Here is a 16237-nt window from a genome sequence, read left to right on the forward strand (position 1 = left end):
ACGCCGATGAGCAGATTCTTCGACACCGCACTGCGACCGATGATCACCGCGGCGGCCGCGAGTGAGCGCATCAAGGAGACCTCGCAGCGCCTCGGTGTCACCAAACGGGTCGTCGAACGGTTCGTGCCCGGCGAGACTCAGGACGACGCGTTGACCGCGATCCGCGAATCACTGGACCGGGGGCTGTCGGTCACCATCGATCACCTCGGCGAGGACACCACCGACGAGAGCCAGGCCACGGCGACGGTGTCCGCATATCTCACACTCCTGCAACAGATGTCGCACATAGCGCAGCCTGATCCGGGCGCGCTGGAGGTGTCGCTGAAGCTGACCGCGCTCGGTCAGACGCTCCCCCGCCACGGCCGCAAGATCGCCGAGGAGAACGCGCACATCATCTGCGCCGCGGCGCGGTCGGCCGGAGTCCTGGTGACCGTCGACGCCGAGGATCATCGCACGGTCGACGAGAGACTCGACATCGTGCGTTCGCTGCGTCGGGAGTTCGACGACCTCGGGACAGTTCTGCAGGCATACCTGCGCCGCACCGAAGACGACTGTCGCGACGCGGCGGCATCCGGTGCCCGAATCCGATTGTGCAAGGGTGCGTATGCCGAGCCCGCCACCGTCGCGTTCACCGACCGGACCCAGGTCGACGAGGCCTATCTGCGTTGCCTGCGCATCCTCATGAAGGGGAACGGGTACCCGATGGTCGCGAGCCACGATCCGATGATGATCGGTGCCGCACAGGAATTGGCGATCGAATGCGATCGGCCGTCGGGTTCGTGGGAGCACCAGATGCTGTACGGCATCCGGACCGACGAACAGCTGCGGCTCGCCGCCGGGGGAAGCCATGTGCGCGTCTACATCCCGTACGGAACCGAGTGGTATGGCTACTTCGTCCGGCGGCTCGCCGAGAAGCCGGCGAACCTCACGTTCTTCCTTCGCGCGCTGGCGAGCCGTCGGCAGTCGGTCACAACGGCTGCGCCCGCCTGACCTGATCGGCCGCGCGGGCGGCGTCGAGGTCCGTCTCCGCCCGGATCACCGCAGGCCCCACCCTGAGCACGCCCGACGTCAACGGCTGCGCGCGCAATCCACCACGCCCAATGAGTGCCTTGCGGACACCGTCGCCGGCCATCGTGTCCATCCACGAGCACGGATGCGCGGGTCGGCCGCCGCGGAAGACGATGCCACCGTCGCCGGTGTCGATCTCGAACTCGCGCCCACGCAGAGGGTCGAGTTCGAGGCCGCGGACGACGACGTTGCGGCGCGCGACGGCAGGATCGACATCCCCGGCCGCGGCCTGCCAGGCCTCCAGCGCCAAGAAGGTCACCGCGGCCTCGGTGTGCGCCCGCACCCCGAAGAACCGGTCGCCGCGAATCCCCTTGTCCGCGACGATCTCGACGTGGTCCGGCGACGCCGTCTCCACCTCGTCGGCCGGTCCGTCCTTCGGCCGACCGAAGTACGCGTGCCGTGGTGAGACGAGCAGCGACACGACCTGAAAACCGAACTCCATACCGCCCACCGTAGGCGGAGGCCGTCGATGTCCGCATTGATAAAGGGTCCGCATGGATAAAGGGTCCGCATTGATAAAGGGGATGTCTCAGTCGGTGCACTTCGAGTATTGGTGCAAGTCAAATGCGCTCGATAGCCTGGGGTACTGGACGCCTATCCCGTTGGCAGCGTCGCTCGACGAAGGAACACCATGCTTGTCGCACCCACCGACCTGGTCGCGGCCACATCATCGGAAGATCTGGCTGCCGCCCGATCCCAGGCGCAGTCCTGGCGGTCGCCCGAGATCGGGATCGCCGACCGTGACCTCACCGACGCGGCGATCGCCGACCTGATCGCGACCGCCGAGGCGACCGAAGACACATCGTTCGCCCGAGCCGTATCCGCCATCCGATCCGCGCGTTCCGGGCGCTTCCCCGCGATCCCGCACATCGATGCGGGCGCCGAGATATTCCGGAGCTTCCTGCGCCACGATCTCATCGACGGTTGGCTCTACGTCCGCGAGTCGGACGGCTATCTGCACCCGTATCTCGTCATCGACATCACGCTGGAGCACGGCGACCGCACGCACGGACCGCGGATCAAGGTCACGATGGAGGCCGACAACGCCACAGTGAAGCGGCCGTCGCGGAAGCCACGGGTGCTCTACTTCGAGGAGACGGAGATCGTCGGCAAACCTCCCGCCGACGTGTTGACCGCCGGCGGGGCGTACAAGGAGACCCCCGAACTGAAGGCGGAGTACCAGGCCCGTCGGGACCGGTACCAGACGATCATCGACGACGGATTCGGTCAGCAGTTCACCTTCACCGGTCGCGTCATCCGGACCGACGACTACCGGTCACCGAACAAGCGGGAGAACCGGAAGGTCGTCCACGACGTCGCGCCCGGCGAGATCGCGGCCCTCCGGATGGTCGCGGCCTCGGTTCTCTTCGACGGTGGCGACTACGGCGCGGTACCCGTGATCACCGCCGTCCGGGTCTTCGATCTCGGCGCCCAGGACTTCCTCGATGTCAACACCGCTGACCTCGGCGAGTACGTCTACGACACACACCTCCAGGACAAACTGGTCCTCCCTGACGATCAACGTGAACTGCTGAACATTCTCACCACCGACATCTCCGTGTTCACCGGCGACATCATCGACGGGAAGTCGGCCGGCAACGTGATCCTGGCGATGGGCCGGCCGGGGGTCGGCAAGACCCTCACCGCCGAGGTCTACGCCGAGGTGACGAGGCGGCCGTTGTACTCGATCCACTCCGGATCCCTCGGCGTGACCGCCGAGTTGGTGCGCAAGAACCTCGAGGTGATCTTCGACCGTGCGAAACGGTGGGATGCCGTGCTCCTGCTCGACGAGGCCGACGTCTTCGTGATGGAACGTGGACTCGACCTCGCCCAGAATGCGATCGTGGCCGAGTTCCTGCGCACCCTCGAGTATTTCGACGGACTGCTGTTCCTGACCACCAATCGGATCGACGGCGTCGACGAGGCCATTCACGCGCGCTGTGCGGCGGTCATCGAGTACCGACCGCCCGGACCGAAGGACGCCCGCCAGGTCTGGCAGATCCTCGCGGCAGGCAACAACGTCACCCTGGACGAGGGCCTGCTCGACGATCTCGTCGGAGGCTTCCCCGACATCACCCCACGCGACATCAAGATGCTGCTGCGCCTTGCCCTGCGCATGGCCGCCCATCGCGGAGTGGAACTCGATGCATCCGTGTTCGCGAGCAGCGCGACATTCCGCGGGCTGCACTACGTCCCGCCTGCCGAGCGGTAGGGCACCACGGGTCCACACCTCGACCGGTGGGCTCGGCGGGAGTACGTTTCGGGAATGGAGTATGGCGCACATCTCCCACTGATCGATCTCGACGGTCGCAGCTGGGATGTGCATCGGCTCGCGTCATACGCGCGGACCGCGCAGCGGCTCGAATTCACCACACTCGCCGCAAATGATCACCTCGCGTTTCGCCGACCCTGGCTCGACGGGATCGTCGCGCTGGCATCGGTGATCGACGCGAGCGGCGACCTCGATCTCGCGACAACCGTTGCATTGCCGGTCATTCGCGGGCCGGCAGCACTCGCCAAGTCGGCGGCGGCGCTCGATGTCCTCTCCGGCGGGCGATTCGTGCTCGGCGTGGGGGCGGGTTCATCGGTCACCGACTATGCCCTCGCCGGCGTCGACATCGACGAGCGGTGGCCGCGATTCGACGAGGCGGTGCGGGTTCTCCGAAGCCAACTCGGCCGCGACGACGGTCCCGCGCCGCATGGCCGCTTCTACCCGGAGCCCACGCCGTTGGCACCGGCGCCCAGTCGTCCAGGGCGTCCGCCGCTGTGGATCGCGAGTTGGGGGTCGCCCGCCGGCCTTCGCCGCGTCGCCCGGCTGGGCGACGGCTGGCTCGCCTCGGCGTACAACACCACTCCGGACCGGTTCACTCGCAGCCGGGAGATGTTGCGCGCAGACAGATCCGGTGACCGTGATCTCACCTGCGTGATCGCCACGATGTGGACCCAGGTGACCGACGAGGCGCGCGACCGATCGCAGTGGCTCGCCCGGCTCGCGACTCTGCTCGGCCGGGACGAGCGGGACCTCGCGCGCGCCGTGCTCGTCGGCTCGCCGGAGCATTGCGCCGAACTGCTACGGGAATACGCCGAGGCCGGCGCGGACAAGGTGCTGATCTGGCCGCTCGCCGATCACGAGCGGCAGCTCGAACACTTTGTGCGGGAGGTGGTCCCGCTCGTGGCGGGCTAACGCTGATCCCTCCTGGCACGCGACCTCCTCAGGAACGGTGATCGTCCCTGAGGAGCCTCACATCATGGACTCAGTGTTCCGGATCGAGCACGAAATCGTAGTGGGTGACGAATCCGTTGCCGTCGGCACTGTCCTGCGGATCGAGGAGCAGCTCCGGCTTGACCGCCGAGGCGATGTCGTCCTCGTTGTGCGGATCACCCGGGAAGTAGAGCTGGGTGGTGATCAACTCGTGGCCCGGTGCGCTCACCTTGAAGTGCAGGTGGGCCGGACGCCACGCGTGCCAACCGGCCGCCTCGATGAGCTGACCGCACGCACCGTCGGTCGGGATCATGTACGGCGCCGGACGCAGGGTGTGGATCTCGAACCGCCCGTCCTCGTTGGCGGTCCAGGTTCCGCGCAGGTTCCACTCCGGCAGTCCCGGTGCGAACTGCGAGTAGAAACCGAGGTCGTCGGCGTGCCACAGTTCGAGCTTGGCGCCCGACAGCGGGGTGCCGTCCACCGCTCGCACCTGTCCCTCGAAGAGCAGCGGGGTGCCGGGCTCGTTGTCCCGCATCGGGATGGTGCCGTTCCACGACAGCTCCGGCGCACCCTCGATGTAGTAGGGCCCCTCGATCGTGCCCTTGCTGCCTTCGCGATGTTCGTTGGCGACCTCCTCGACCGAGTGCTCCAGCCACACATCCAGGAACAGGGGCCATTCGCCGGTCTCGCCGACCTTGATCAGCCACGCCTTGAGTGCGTTGTACTCCTCGTAGCTGACCTTGTCGTCGAGGATGATGTCGTTGAGCCCCTTGATCACCTTGGAGGCGAGGTAGTTGACGCGTTCGGTGTCGACCACGCCCGCACGGGTGCCGGAGGACGCGATGCGCTCCCGGAACCGTGCCGAGGCGTTGGCCCCGGACTCGGCGGCTTTTGCGGTGACCTCGGTGTCAAAGCTGGTGTCGGTCATGGGTAGAACTCCTTCTTGTGCAGGCCTGTGGCTGACGCTTCGGGTGAGGGCCTTCTCAGCCCGCAGCGATATCCGATGGATGGGTGGCCAAGGGGGTCACCTTGATGGTCATGTAGGCGAAGAGCGGCAACCCGGACAGGATGCCGTGCAGTTCGTCGTTGTCCTCGACGTCGAAGACCGAGAAGTTCGAGTACTCCCCGACGATCCGCCAGATGTGCGGCCACTTGCCGGATCGTTGGAGATCCTGCGAGTAGGCCTTCTCCCGGGCCACGATCTCGGCCCTGGTGTCCGGATCGAGATCGGTGGGGATGTCGACGTCCATGCGTACGTGGAACAGCATCTGGGTCAGCTCCGATCGAGTCGGTAGTGGGCGAGTTTGTCCGGGTCGATCTCGAAACCGATTCCGGCGGCCGACGACCGGTGCAGGTACCCGCCGCGGATCTGCAGCGGCTCGGCGAGCAGGTCGTCGGTCATGTCCAGGAAGTTGGAGAGCTCACCGGCGTTGCGCGATGTCGATTCGTAAGCCGCACCGAAGGCCAGGGCGCACGCGGTGCCGACCTGACCGTCGATCTGATTGCCGATCACCACTTCCAGGCCGAGCCCCTCCGCCAGGTGATGGACCCGCCGCGACGCGGTGAAGCCGGTACGCGCGGTCTTGATGCTGATCGCCGTCGCCGATCCGCCCAGCACCTCGCGGGTGACGTCCGCCGCCGTCGGGACGGATTCGTCGGCGATGAAGGGCACGTCGACCTGCCCGACCAGCCAGCGCCGGCTCATCACGTCATCGGCGGGGCACAGTTCCTCGGCGAACAGCAGTCCGAGATCCGCCATCTCCTTCATCGCGCGAGCCGACTCCGAGGCGGTCCACCCACGATTGCCGTCGACATACAGGTCGATCTCGTCACCGAAACGTTCACGCAGGGCACGGACGACGGCCGTGTCGAGGGTGACCGGGCGGCGGCCGACCTTCACCTTGAAGGTGGTGATGCCGTAGGTGTCACGCATCCTCTCGGCCTCGGCGACCATCGTCGCCGGATCGGCGAAGCCCAGCATGTGGCTGACGCGCATCCGGTCGGTGTACCCGCCCAACAGATCGGACACCGGGAGTTCCAGCGTTTTGCCGAGTGCATCCCAGATAGCCATGTCCAGAGCCGATTTCGCGGTCGGATTACCGATCGTCCGTGCCAGCCGGGAGACGACGATCTCGCGTTCGAGCACCGTCAGACCGATGACCTGCGGCGCGAACACCTTGGTCACGACGGCGATGATGCCGTCCTGCGTCTCGCCGTACGTGAACGGCCGCGGCGGAGCCTCGGCGACGCCGACGACTCCGTCATCGGTGTGCACACGGACCAGGACGTGCTCGGCCGCGTGTACCTCGCCGGACGCGAACTTGAGTGGTTTGCTGTACGGGATGGCGAACGGGATCGCCTCCACGGCAGTGATCTTCATGGATTCTCTCTCAGGTGTGCAGCAATGATCGGGCTGTGCAGATCGGGGACCGACGCGCGGCCGGCACTGGACTCGAGCGCGAATGCGTCCGCGATCACGTCGGCCACGGCCTCGACGACCGGGTTGTCCTGTCCTGCTCGCCAGGCGAGTGCGAGTTCGACGGTGCCCCCGTCGACAAGGTCGCGGATGATCAAGCCCTCCAACGGAAGTGAACGAACCGAAGCCGGTAGGACGGCGACGCCGAGGCCGGCCGCCACCAGGGCGAGCAGCACTGCGGTGCCGGGCGCCTCATGCGCTCGCTGCGGCACGAATCCGGCACGGTGGCAGCTGCGGATCGCGGCATCGTTGACTGCGGAATCGCGGCTGTCGTACATCACGAACGATTCGTTGCGCAGGTCCTCGATCGACACCACCGGTTCGACGGCGAGTCGGTGATCGACCGACACCGCCAGCACCATCTGCTCGATGTCGATCGTGCGCATCGAGATCGCCTCGCCGACCACCGGCGGACGCAGCACACCGAGGTCGAGGGCCATCGTCCGCAGGCTCTCGCACTGGACAGGCGTCAGCATGTCCGACTGGATGGCCAGATCGACGTCAGGGAGTTCACGCTTGATCACCCGGGCGATCCGCGGCAGGTGGGAGAACGCAGCGATACCGGTCAGTCCCAGCCGGACCAACCCACTGCGGCCCGCGGCGATCCGCCGCACGCCGTCGACCGCATCGTCGACCCCGGCGAGGATCCGTTCGGCCTCGATCTTCAGGTAGTCACCGGCGGGCGTGAGCGCGACCTGCCGGGTTGTGCGGGTGAACAACGTGACGTCGAGTTCCGATTCGAGCTGACGAATCGCGTACGAAAGAGCCGGCTGCGCCACGTGCAGCAGCGCCGCAGCCTGCCCGAAATGGCAGGTCTGCGCCACCGCCGAGAAGTAGCGAAGGTGCCGTAGCTCCATGTCAGCTGGTACTCCCTGTCGTGTCTCACCATGGGTGACCGCTGTGATCGGCACCACGTCTTCATCCACGGTAGGTGTCCTATACATACGAGACAAGGACATGAATTCCGTCGATTCATAAACAGTGACGATTAATAGGATGCTGGGTCAGGACTGGTCATTACCCTGGTGTGATCGGTGACACGTGGTGCGACAGTGCAAGGGACAGCCCACATCCCTGGAGGTAGAACTCATGACCGCGTCGATCACCGACAACATGCAGCACGTGCACTCTGTCCTGGCCGATGCGGTCGTCGACGACCGCGACGCCGGAATCTATCGGGCCAATCGCCGCATCTTCACCGACGAGGACATCTTCGAACTGGAGATGAAGCACATCTTCGAGGGCAACTGGATCTATCTCGCGCACGAGAGTCAGGTGCCCAACCCGGGCGACTACTTCACCACCTACATCGGCCGCCAGCCGGTGATGATCACCCGCGACAAGAATGGCGAGCTGCACTGCCTGATCAATGCGTGCGCCCATCGCGGCGCGATGATCTGCCGCCGCAAGACCGATAACAGGATGACCCTGACGTGCCCGTTCCACGGCTGGACGTTCCGCAACGACGGCACCCTGCTCAAGGTGAAGGATCCCGACGGCGCGGGCTACCCGGATACCTTCGACGTCGACGGATCGCACAATCTCACCAAGGTGGCGCGCTTCGACAACTACCGCGGCTTCCTGTTCGGCAGCCTGAACGCCGACGTGCAATCGCTCGACGCCCACCTCGGCGACACCCGCACCATCATCGACATGCTCGTCGACCAGTCCCCCGAGGGACTGGAGGTAGTGCGTGGTGCATCCACCTACACCTACGACGGCAACTGGAAGGTGCAGGCGGAGAACGGCGCGGACGGGTACCACGTGACCGCGACGCACTGGAACTACGCCGCCACGACGTCACGACGCAGCACCGGCGAGTCGAAGAACGACACCAAGGCACTCGACGCCGGCGGCTGGGGCAAGTCCGGTGGCGGATACTGGTCCTACCCGAACGGCCACCTCTGCCTGTGGACCTGGGCCGCGAATCCGCAGGATCGGCCGCTCTGGGACAAGATGGACGAACTCAAGGAGGCCTTCGGCGACGCCAAGGGCGAGTTCATGGTCAAGGGTTCCCGCAATCTCTGCCTGTACCCGAATGTCTATCTGATGGACCAGTTCTCGACGCAGATCCGCCACTTCCGTCCGATCGCACCGGACAAGACCGAGGTGACCATCTACTGCATCGCGCCGAAGGGCGAGAGCGACGCGGCACGATCGCACCGCATCCGGCAGTACGAGGACTTCTTCAATGCGTCGGGCATGGCCACCCCCGACGACCTCGAGGAGTTCCGGTCCTGCCAGCTCACCTTCCGGGCGCAGGCGGCGCCGTGGAACGACATGAGCCGCGGTGCCGAGCACTGGCTCACCGGCCCCGACCCGGTCGCCGAGACCCTGGGCATGACCGGCGTCATCTCCGCGGGCGTCAAGAACGAGGACGAGGGTCTCTACCCGGTCCAGCACGGCTACTGGCTGGAGACGATGCGCAAGGCCGCAGGCCTCTGACCGCCGCTCGAGCAGACACCGAGCCGCCCCACCGCCGCTCGAGTAGACACCGAGCCGCCCCACCGCCGCTCGAGCAGACACCGAGCCGCCCCACCGCTGGTCGAGTAGACACCGAGCCGCCCCACCGCTGGTCGAGTAGACACCGAGCCGCCAGGCGAGGCGTCGTATCGAGACCACCGAACCACTCAGACAGGACCACTCATGACCACCACGCCCACCGAGGCCACCCCCGCGACGTCCCCCGCGACGTCCCCCGACAAACTCATCACCCAGAACATGATCGAGCAGTTCCTCTATCGGGAGGCCCGCTACCTCGACGATCGCGAATTCGAGCGGTGGTTGGAGTGCTACGCCGACGACGTCGTCTACTGGATGCCGTCGTGGGACGACCGCGATCGCCTCGTCGAGAATCCGCAACGCGAGATCTCGTTGATCTACTACGGGAACAAGGGCGGCCTGGAGGACCGGGTGTTCCGCATCCGCACCGAGCGATCGTCGGCGACGTCGCTGCCCGAGCCGCGGACAAGTCACAACATCAGCAACGTCGAGGTGATCGAGCGCCGCGGCGATCTGGTCGACATCCGATTCAACTGGCACACCATGTATTTCCGGTACAACACCGTCGACCCGTATTACGGCACTTCCTTTTACACGATCGATTTCTCCGGTGAGCAGCCATTGATCCGGCGCAAGACGATCGTGCTCAAGAACGACTACATCCACCACGTGGTGGACATCTACCACTTCTAGGAACCCAGGGACATGACTGTCACGACCGATCGAGACCCGGCCGCCTCCACCGGAGCCGACGCGCGGACACATCAGGTTGCGTTGGCTTTCGAGGATGGTGTCACACGGTTCATCACCTGCCGTGAGGACCAGACCGTCGCCGACGCCTCCTACCGCCAACGCATCAACATCCCGCTCGACTGTCGCGACGGTGCCTGCGGAACCTGCAAGGCGCTGTGCGAGACGGGAGACTACGACGGCGGCAGCTACATCGAGGATGCGCTCACCGACGACGAATCCGACGCCGGCTACGCGCTACCCTGTTGCATGAAGCCGAAATCTGATCTGGTACTGCAGATCTCGGCAACATCCGACATCGCGAAAACGCAGGCGTCCTCGTTCTCCGGCACCGTCGTCGACCTGGATCGACTCTCCGAGTCGACCATCCGGGTCGGCATCGAGATCCCGAACAGGGGCGACCTCGCCTTCCTGCCCGGTCAATACGTGAACTTCGCGGTACCGGGCACGGACGACGGCGACGGCGGACTGCTCTCACGCTCGTACTCGTTCGCCAACGGACCGCACGAGGAGCGGCTGGTCTTCCTGGTCAAGCTGACGCCGGGCGGCGCGATGTCGACCTACCTCACGGAGCGGGCGACGCGAGGAGACACCATCACGTTCACCGGACCACATGGCTCCTTCTTCCTGCGGGAAGCGACCCGGCCGGTGCTCTTGCTCGCAGGCGGCACCGGCCTGGCCCCGATCCTGGCGATGCTGCGCAAGTTGCATGACGACAGCAGCCGCCGGAAGGTGCACCTGATCTACGGGGTATCGACCGACACCGACCTCGTCGCACTGGACGAGATCGAGTACTTCGCACAGGAACTGCCCGGATTCACCTGGGATCACTGCGTTTCCGACCCGGCGAGCGTCGCGGTCAACAAAGGCTACGTGATGAGCCTGATCGAGCCGGGCCACCTCTACGACGGCGACGTCGCGATCTATCTCTGCGGCCCGCCACCGATGGTCGAGTCGGTGCGCAAGCACGTTGCCGAGGCCGGCATCGAGCCGACCGGCTTCTACTACGAGAAGTTCGCGCTCGCGGTGCCCGCGGCGACAGGGGCGGTCACCACCGACGCACCACCCGCCGCAAACGAGCCCGCGATCAGCGTCTCCGACGAAGAGGTGATCCCGTCTGCCGACGCCCGTGCGATCGCCGGCCAGATCACGCTGCCGCGCATCGAAATCGACCCGTGGCCGGAGTCGCCTGCGACCACGCCCGACGACGACACGCGCTTGCGCATCGGAGGCCAGCAGATGTGGACCGGCAGTGGCGCCGGAGCGGACCTCGATCCCGACGAGGGCGTGTTGGCGCCGGTGCCGGCGCGCGGCATCGCGGGGCAGGAGGTGTTCGCCCCGGCCGACATCGTGGCGCTGCATGCGCCGGAGCCCACTGCCGCCGTCGTCGCGGGATCCACCACATCGACCGCTTCGCCGGCAGAACCATATTCTGCTGTGGCGCAACCTGTTACCGAGCCACCGACAGTGACACCGGAGGGCTATCAGATCGGCGAGGAGCATCCGGAGATCCATGAGTCGGACGCGCTGTTCGAGGCCCGCGCGGCCTTGGAACTCGGCGCCCTCGAACTCACCTTCGGACGATTGACCAGCCGACAGCTGGCCGGGTACCGATTGCTGGCCGAGACCACACTGCCGTTCGTCGAGGACGACCGGTTCGTCGATGCCGCCGAGTACACCGAGACCAACGCGAACTTCCACGACTATCTGTTCACGCTGACCCGGAACGATCATCTGCTCTCGGCCTATCAAGCGCTCGGCGTCAAGGGGCGTATGGGCGAGGTGTTGCGCAACGCGACGTGGTGTCACCCGCTGTGTGCGCGGGACCACGTCGACATCGTCGCCGCGTTCGAGTCAGGCGATCGCGATGGCGCACGAGCCCTGATCACCGCCCATGCGGACCGGTCCAAGCAGACGATGCGTCGGGCGATGGCGGACGAAATCGCCACGCAGCGGCCACGATTCATCACTCCCGGCCGATTCGCCGGCAAGGTGGTGGTGGTCACCGGCGCGGCACAGGGCATCGGTGCGCAGACCGCGCGGCGAATCGGAGCGGAAGGCGGCAAGCTCGTACTCGCCGACCGCTCGGAGCTCGTCGGCGAGTTGGCCGACGAGCTCGACGGCACCGGGGCGGGCGCGATCGCGGCGATCGCCGACCTGGAACGCTACGAGGGGGCCGCATCGGTGGTGCAGGCGGCGGTGGAGCGCTACGGGCGGATCGATGTGCTGATCAACAACGTTGGCGGCGCCATCAACTTCAAACCCTTCACCGAGTTCAGCGATCAGGAGATCCGCGCCGAGATCGACCGATCGTTGATGACCACCCTGTACGCGTGCCGAGCGGCCCTCCCGTCGATGACCGAACGCGGCGCAGGCGTCATCGTGAACGTCTCGTCGGCGGCCACCCGCGGCATCCACCGCATCCCCTATTCGGCGGCCAAGGGCGGCATCAACGCCATCACGGCATCGCTGGCGATGGAGTATGCCGACGCCGGCATCCGGGTGGTCGCGACCGCACCGGGCGGCACCGAGGCCCCCGCGCGGCGCATCTCCCGGGGTACGCCGGAGGCGACCACGGCACTCGAACAGGGCTGGTTCCAGGCACACATCGATCAGACCGTCTCGTCGGCGCTGCTGAAGCGCTACGGGACCCTCGACGAACAGGCCGCAGCGATCTGCTTCCTCGCATCGGACGAGGCGACCTACATCACCGGGACCGTACTCCCGGTGGCGGGCGGCGACCCGGGCTGAGACCGAACCCAGGGGGACGCGGTTCGGCAGCGGCACCGACACTTTCAGCGCCCAAAGCCTCCCGCCCGCGCGCGATGATACGGGCAACCGAGCCGCGAAAACCGAAATTCGCCGGTGCGCCAGTGAATTTCCGAGGCCTGCATTTGCTTCTGAGGGGCTTTTCTGCGATGCTTTTCCGGCGGCATTCGTACGGATGCTGCTCGTAAAAAAGAGAGAAGTACCAGCATTATGGCGCAAGGAACCGTGAAATGGTTCAACAGCGAAAAGGGCTTCGGCTTCATCGCTCCCGACGACAGCACCGATGGTGACGTTTTCGTCCACTACTCGGCCATTCAGGGTGGCGGATACCGCAGCCTGGAAGAGCAGCAGCGGGTCACCTTCGAGGTCGAGCAGGGTCCCAAGGGCCCGCAGGCGACGACGGTGACGGTGCTCTAAGCACTGCCGATCTGACTTCGAACGCCGCGCGAGATTCGTCTCGCGCGGCGTTTTGTCGTTTCTGAACCCGGACGGTGATCGACCTCGGGCCACCTAGGATGAGGTGGTGTTGATCGTGGCCGAATGTGTGGGACGAGATCGGGAGATCGACGAACTCCTCACCCGCGCCGACACCACCACCGGCCCCGAGTTCGTCGTGGTCCGGGGTGAAACCGGAATCGGCAAGACCGCGGTGCTCCGCCGACTCACCGAGCGTCATCGGGAACGGCAGGGGGCGCAACGTACCCTCTGGGCGCAGGCCGCAGCCTGGGAACAGCACACGGCCGGCGGGATTCTGCACCAGCTGTTGCAGTCGGCGGGCCCGACGGACCCGACCGTGGACGCCGCCACGCTGATCGATCGGCTCGATGACGACGATCCCTCGATCATCGTCATCGACGACGCCGAACATGCCGACCCCGAATCACTGCAATCGCTGTTGTCGGTCACGCGTACACACCGATCACGACGGGTGCTGGTCGTCGCCGCGATGACGGCCCCCGGGCCACCGATCTCGGGACTGATCACCGACGAGGTACGACTCGATGGGTTGTCCACGGCTGCGGTCGCCGATCTCGCCGCGAAGCGCGGCCTCGTCCTGCACCCCGGCATGGTGGACGCCCTCTGCCGACATACCGACGGCAACCCGCGCGACATCCTCGCCCTCCTCGACGAGGTGCCCACACGGGTCTGGTCGAGCAGCGGGCAAGCACTGCCCGCGCCCGCGCACATCGTCGATCACGTCCGCGGCCGGCTACAGGACTGTACGCCCGATGCTCGTGCCCTCATCGAGGCGCTCGCCGTGCTCGACGCGATCGAACCTCTCGACACCGCAGTGGGACTCGCCGGCCTCGACGACCCGCTGACCGCGATCGACGCCGCGGTCGACAGCGGTCTGGTCGCGGACCCGGCCGGGCTCGGTCCGGCGGAATCCCAACCCCGCCTTGCCTCGTCGCTGACGCGATCCGCGGTCCTCGAGGTGATGGGCATGCGCAGCGTCGGCGACGTGCACCGCCGCGCCGCCGAGATCGTCACCGACCCGGCGCGTCGGTTGCACCACCGGGTTGCGGCGACCCCGACCTCCGATCCCGCACTGGCCGACGACCTCGACGGATTGGCTCGTAGGCGCGGCGCCGACGGCGCATGGGCGGAGGCGGCCGGGCTGTTCCGCCAGTCCGGCCGACTGACCGCCGAGCCCCTCCTGCGGGACACCCGCGTCACCCTCGCCGTCGACGCGTTGCTCGCCGCAGGTGACTGTATCGGCGCCGGCGCCCTGGTTCCGCTGGTGGAAAGCCTGCGTGAAACACCATTGCGCAACGCCACTCTCGCGTATCTGGCCATCCTGCGGGGCCGCTCCGCGGAAGCCGCGGTCCGACTCGACCGGGCGTGGTCGATCGTCAACTTCGACCGTGATCCGGACATCGCGGCACTCATCGCGCAGCGCTTCGTCCTGCACAATCTGGTGCGTTGCCAGGGCACCGAACTGGTCGAGTGGGCCGATCGGGCGATCGCGATGGCGGGCAGTCACTCCCCTGCCGGCGTCGAGGCGGCGGTCATTCGCGGTCTGGGGCTCGCCTGGTCGGGCCGACCGACCGAGGCGACCGCGGAGTACGCCGCGCTTGCCGAGCGGATACGCTTCGGCGCGCAGGCACAGCGCGCGACGATGGGTCGCGGATGGCTGCAGCTCGGTCTCGACGACGTCGGGGCTGCGCGCAGCAACCTGGAGACGGCGGTCTCCATGGCGAATCTCGGTGGTTCGACCCGGATCACGTTGTGGGCGTTGGGCTGGTTGGCCCGGACGCAGTTCCTCACCGGCGACTGGGAACCCGCCCTACGTACAGTCGAGCAGGGGCGTGCGCTGGCGCGGGCAAGCGGCATCGAACTGGCCAGTCCGCTGCTGAACTGGACTGCGGCAGCGGTCCACTCGCTCCGCGGCGACTGGGATCAGGCCGAACTCGTCGTCCAGCAGGCCGCCACCACTGCCGGCGACTACGAGATCATGCGAATCCCCGAGATGCTGGCGCGCGCACAGATCGCCGAGGCCGCTGCCGACTACGGCAAGGTGCGGCGCACCCTGGAACCGTTGGTTCTCATGGCCGATGAGGTGCCCGCGCTGGCCGAGCCCGGCTGGTGGCCGTGGGTGGACGTACTGGCGAACGCACTGGTGATCGACGGTCAGCTCGATGCCGCCGACCAGCTGCTGCGACCATACGAGGAACGAGCCGCCGAACGCGGTCACCGATCCGCCTCCGCACGACTGAAATACTCCCGTGGCCGCTACCTCGGAGCGATCGGCGACATACACCAGGCCCGAAGGACTTTCGACGAGGCACTCGAGCTTCTCGATGGGCTGCCACTTCGCTACGACCTGGCCCGCGTGAACTTCGCCTATGGGCAGACGTTGCGCCGGGCCGGCAAACGCCGGGCCGCCGATGCGATTATCGGGACCGCGCGCGAGATCTATCTGTCCCTCGGTGCGACAACGTATGTCGAACGGTGCGAACGCGAACTCAAGGCCGGCGGTCTGAATGCCACCCGCGGCGACCGTGACACGGTCGGGTTGACGCCACAAGAGGAATCGGTGACGGCGCTCGTCGCCCGCGGTCTCTCGAACCGCGAGGTCGCCGCCGAACTGTTCATCTCACCGAAGACCGTGCAGTATCACCTGACCCGCATCTATGCGAAGCTGGGCATCCGGTCCCGCTCGGAGCTCGCCGCCGCCCGACGGTGAGCTGGGGGTCTCGATACGTCTCCTCGCTGCGCTCGTCGACTACTCGACCAGCGAACATGGCGACCCTCCGCTGGCGGACCACTCGACCAGCGGTCTCGGCGCACCTTCCGCTGGTCGAGTAGTCGCGAACGAAGTGAGTGACGAATCGAGACCACACCCGTGAAACGATCGCCGGCCACCATCGACAGCATCGCGCACCCACCGCTGGTCGAGTAGTCGCGAACGAAGTGAGTAACGAATCGAGACCACACCTGTGGATCGATTGTCAGCGGTCGTCGGCATG

General features: G+C 66.5%; 13 protein-coding genes. 8 read left to right on the forward strand and 5 right to left on the reverse strand.

Annotated features, from left to right (window positions below; translation table 11 throughout):
• Nucleotides 1-6: 6 nt before the first annotated feature.
• Complete coding sequence (locus tag D7316_RS09370; RefSeq protein ID WP_124708043.1) at nt 7-990, forward strand: proline dehydrogenase family protein; 984 nt, start codon at nt 7-9, stop codon at nt 988-990.
• Here D7316_RS09370 and D7316_RS09375 read toward each other — a convergent pair.
• Entirely contained in the window at nt 968-1510 is a 543-nt protein-coding gene (locus D7316_RS09375) for an MOSC domain-containing protein (protein ID WP_124708044.1), read from the reverse strand. The genes D7316_RS09370 and D7316_RS09375 overlap by 23 nt on opposite strands.
• Before the next feature lie 189 nt (nt 1511-1699).
• Here D7316_RS09375 and D7316_RS09380 point away from each other — a divergent pair, with 189 nt between their 5' ends.
• Both D7316_RS09380 and D7316_RS09385 read left to right on the forward strand, forming a co-directional pair.
• On the forward strand, nt 1700-3280 hold the full coding sequence (locus tag D7316_RS09380; protein ID WP_124708045.1) for an AAA family ATPase: 1581 nt from the start codon (nt 1700-1702) through the stop codon (nt 3278-3280).
• Between the two features lie 54 nt (nt 3281-3334).
• Nucleotides 3335-4252, forward strand: a complete 918-nt coding sequence (locus tag D7316_RS09385) for an LLM class flavin-dependent oxidoreductase (RefSeq protein WP_124708046.1) — start codon at nt 3335-3337, stop codon at nt 4250-4252.
• Between the two features lie 70 nt (nt 4253-4322).
• Here the strand turns inward: D7316_RS09385 and catA are convergent, their stop codons facing one another.
• The 4 genes from catA to D7316_RS09405 are packed head-to-tail and all read right to left on the reverse strand — an operon-like array spanning nt 4323 to nt 7603.
• Nucleotides 4323-5198 carry a catechol 1,2-dioxygenase gene (gene catA, locus D7316_RS09390; protein ID WP_124708047.1) on the reverse strand — a complete coding sequence of 292 codons (876 nt, stop codon included), beginning with the start codon at nt 5196-5198 and terminating at the stop codon, nt 4323-4325.
• 55 nt (nt 5199-5253) lie between these two features.
• Nucleotides 5254-5538 (reverse strand): muconolactone Delta-isomerase, encoded by a 285-nt coding sequence (gene catC / locus D7316_RS09395; RefSeq protein WP_124708048.1) that lies wholly within the window; start codon nt 5536-5538, stop codon nt 5254-5256.
• 5 nt (nt 5539-5543) lie between these two features.
• Nucleotides 5544-6650, reverse strand: a complete 1107-nt coding sequence (locus tag D7316_RS09400; protein ID WP_124708049.1) for a mandelate racemase/muconate lactonizing enzyme family protein — start codon at nt 6648-6650, stop codon at nt 5544-5546.
• Nucleotides 6647-7603, reverse strand: coding sequence for a LysR substrate-binding domain-containing protein (locus D7316_RS09405; protein ID WP_124708050.1), 957 nt, complete (start codon nt 7601-7603; stop codon nt 6647-6649). Before D7316_RS09405 ends, D7316_RS09400 begins: the two co-directional genes overlap by 4 nt.
• 232 nt (nt 7604-7835) lie before the next feature.
• On the opposite strand from D7316_RS09405, the gene benA reads away from it, so the two are divergent.
• From benA to D7316_RS09430, 5 genes are all read left to right on the forward strand, one after another.
• A complete protein-coding gene (gene benA / locus D7316_RS09410; protein WP_124708051.1) occupies nt 7836-9191 on the forward strand; it encodes a benzoate 1,2-dioxygenase large subunit in 1356 nt (451 codons plus the stop codon).
• 201 nt (nt 9192-9392) lie between these two features.
• Nucleotides 9393-9941: a benzoate 1,2-dioxygenase small subunit gene (gene benB / locus D7316_RS09415; RefSeq protein ID WP_124708052.1), complete on the forward strand. Its 549-nt coding sequence runs from the start codon at nt 9393-9395 to the stop codon at nt 9939-9941.
• 12 nt (nt 9942-9953) lie between these two features.
• On the forward strand, nt 9954-12749 hold the full coding sequence (gene benC, locus D7316_RS09420; protein ID WP_124708053.1) for a benzoate 1,2-dioxygenase electron transfer component BenC: 2796 nt from the start codon (nt 9954-9956) through the stop codon (nt 12747-12749).
• 228 nt (nt 12750-12977) lie between these two features.
• Nucleotides 12978-13184 (forward strand): cold-shock protein, encoded by a 207-nt coding sequence (locus D7316_RS09425; RefSeq protein ID WP_124708054.1) that lies wholly within the window; start codon nt 12978-12980, stop codon nt 13182-13184.
• A gap of 106 nt (nt 13185-13290) precedes the next feature.
• Nucleotides 13291-15954: a helix-turn-helix transcriptional regulator gene (locus D7316_RS09430; RefSeq protein ID WP_124708055.1), complete on the forward strand. Its 2664-nt coding sequence runs from the start codon at nt 13291-13293 to the stop codon at nt 15952-15954.
• Nucleotides 15955-16237 lie beyond the last annotated feature (283 nt).

The sequence above is a fragment of the Gordonia insulae genome (assembly GCF_003855095.1).
GTDB classification, from domain to species: Bacteria; Actinomycetota; Actinomycetes; order Mycobacteriales; family Mycobacteriaceae; genus Gordonia; species Gordonia insulae.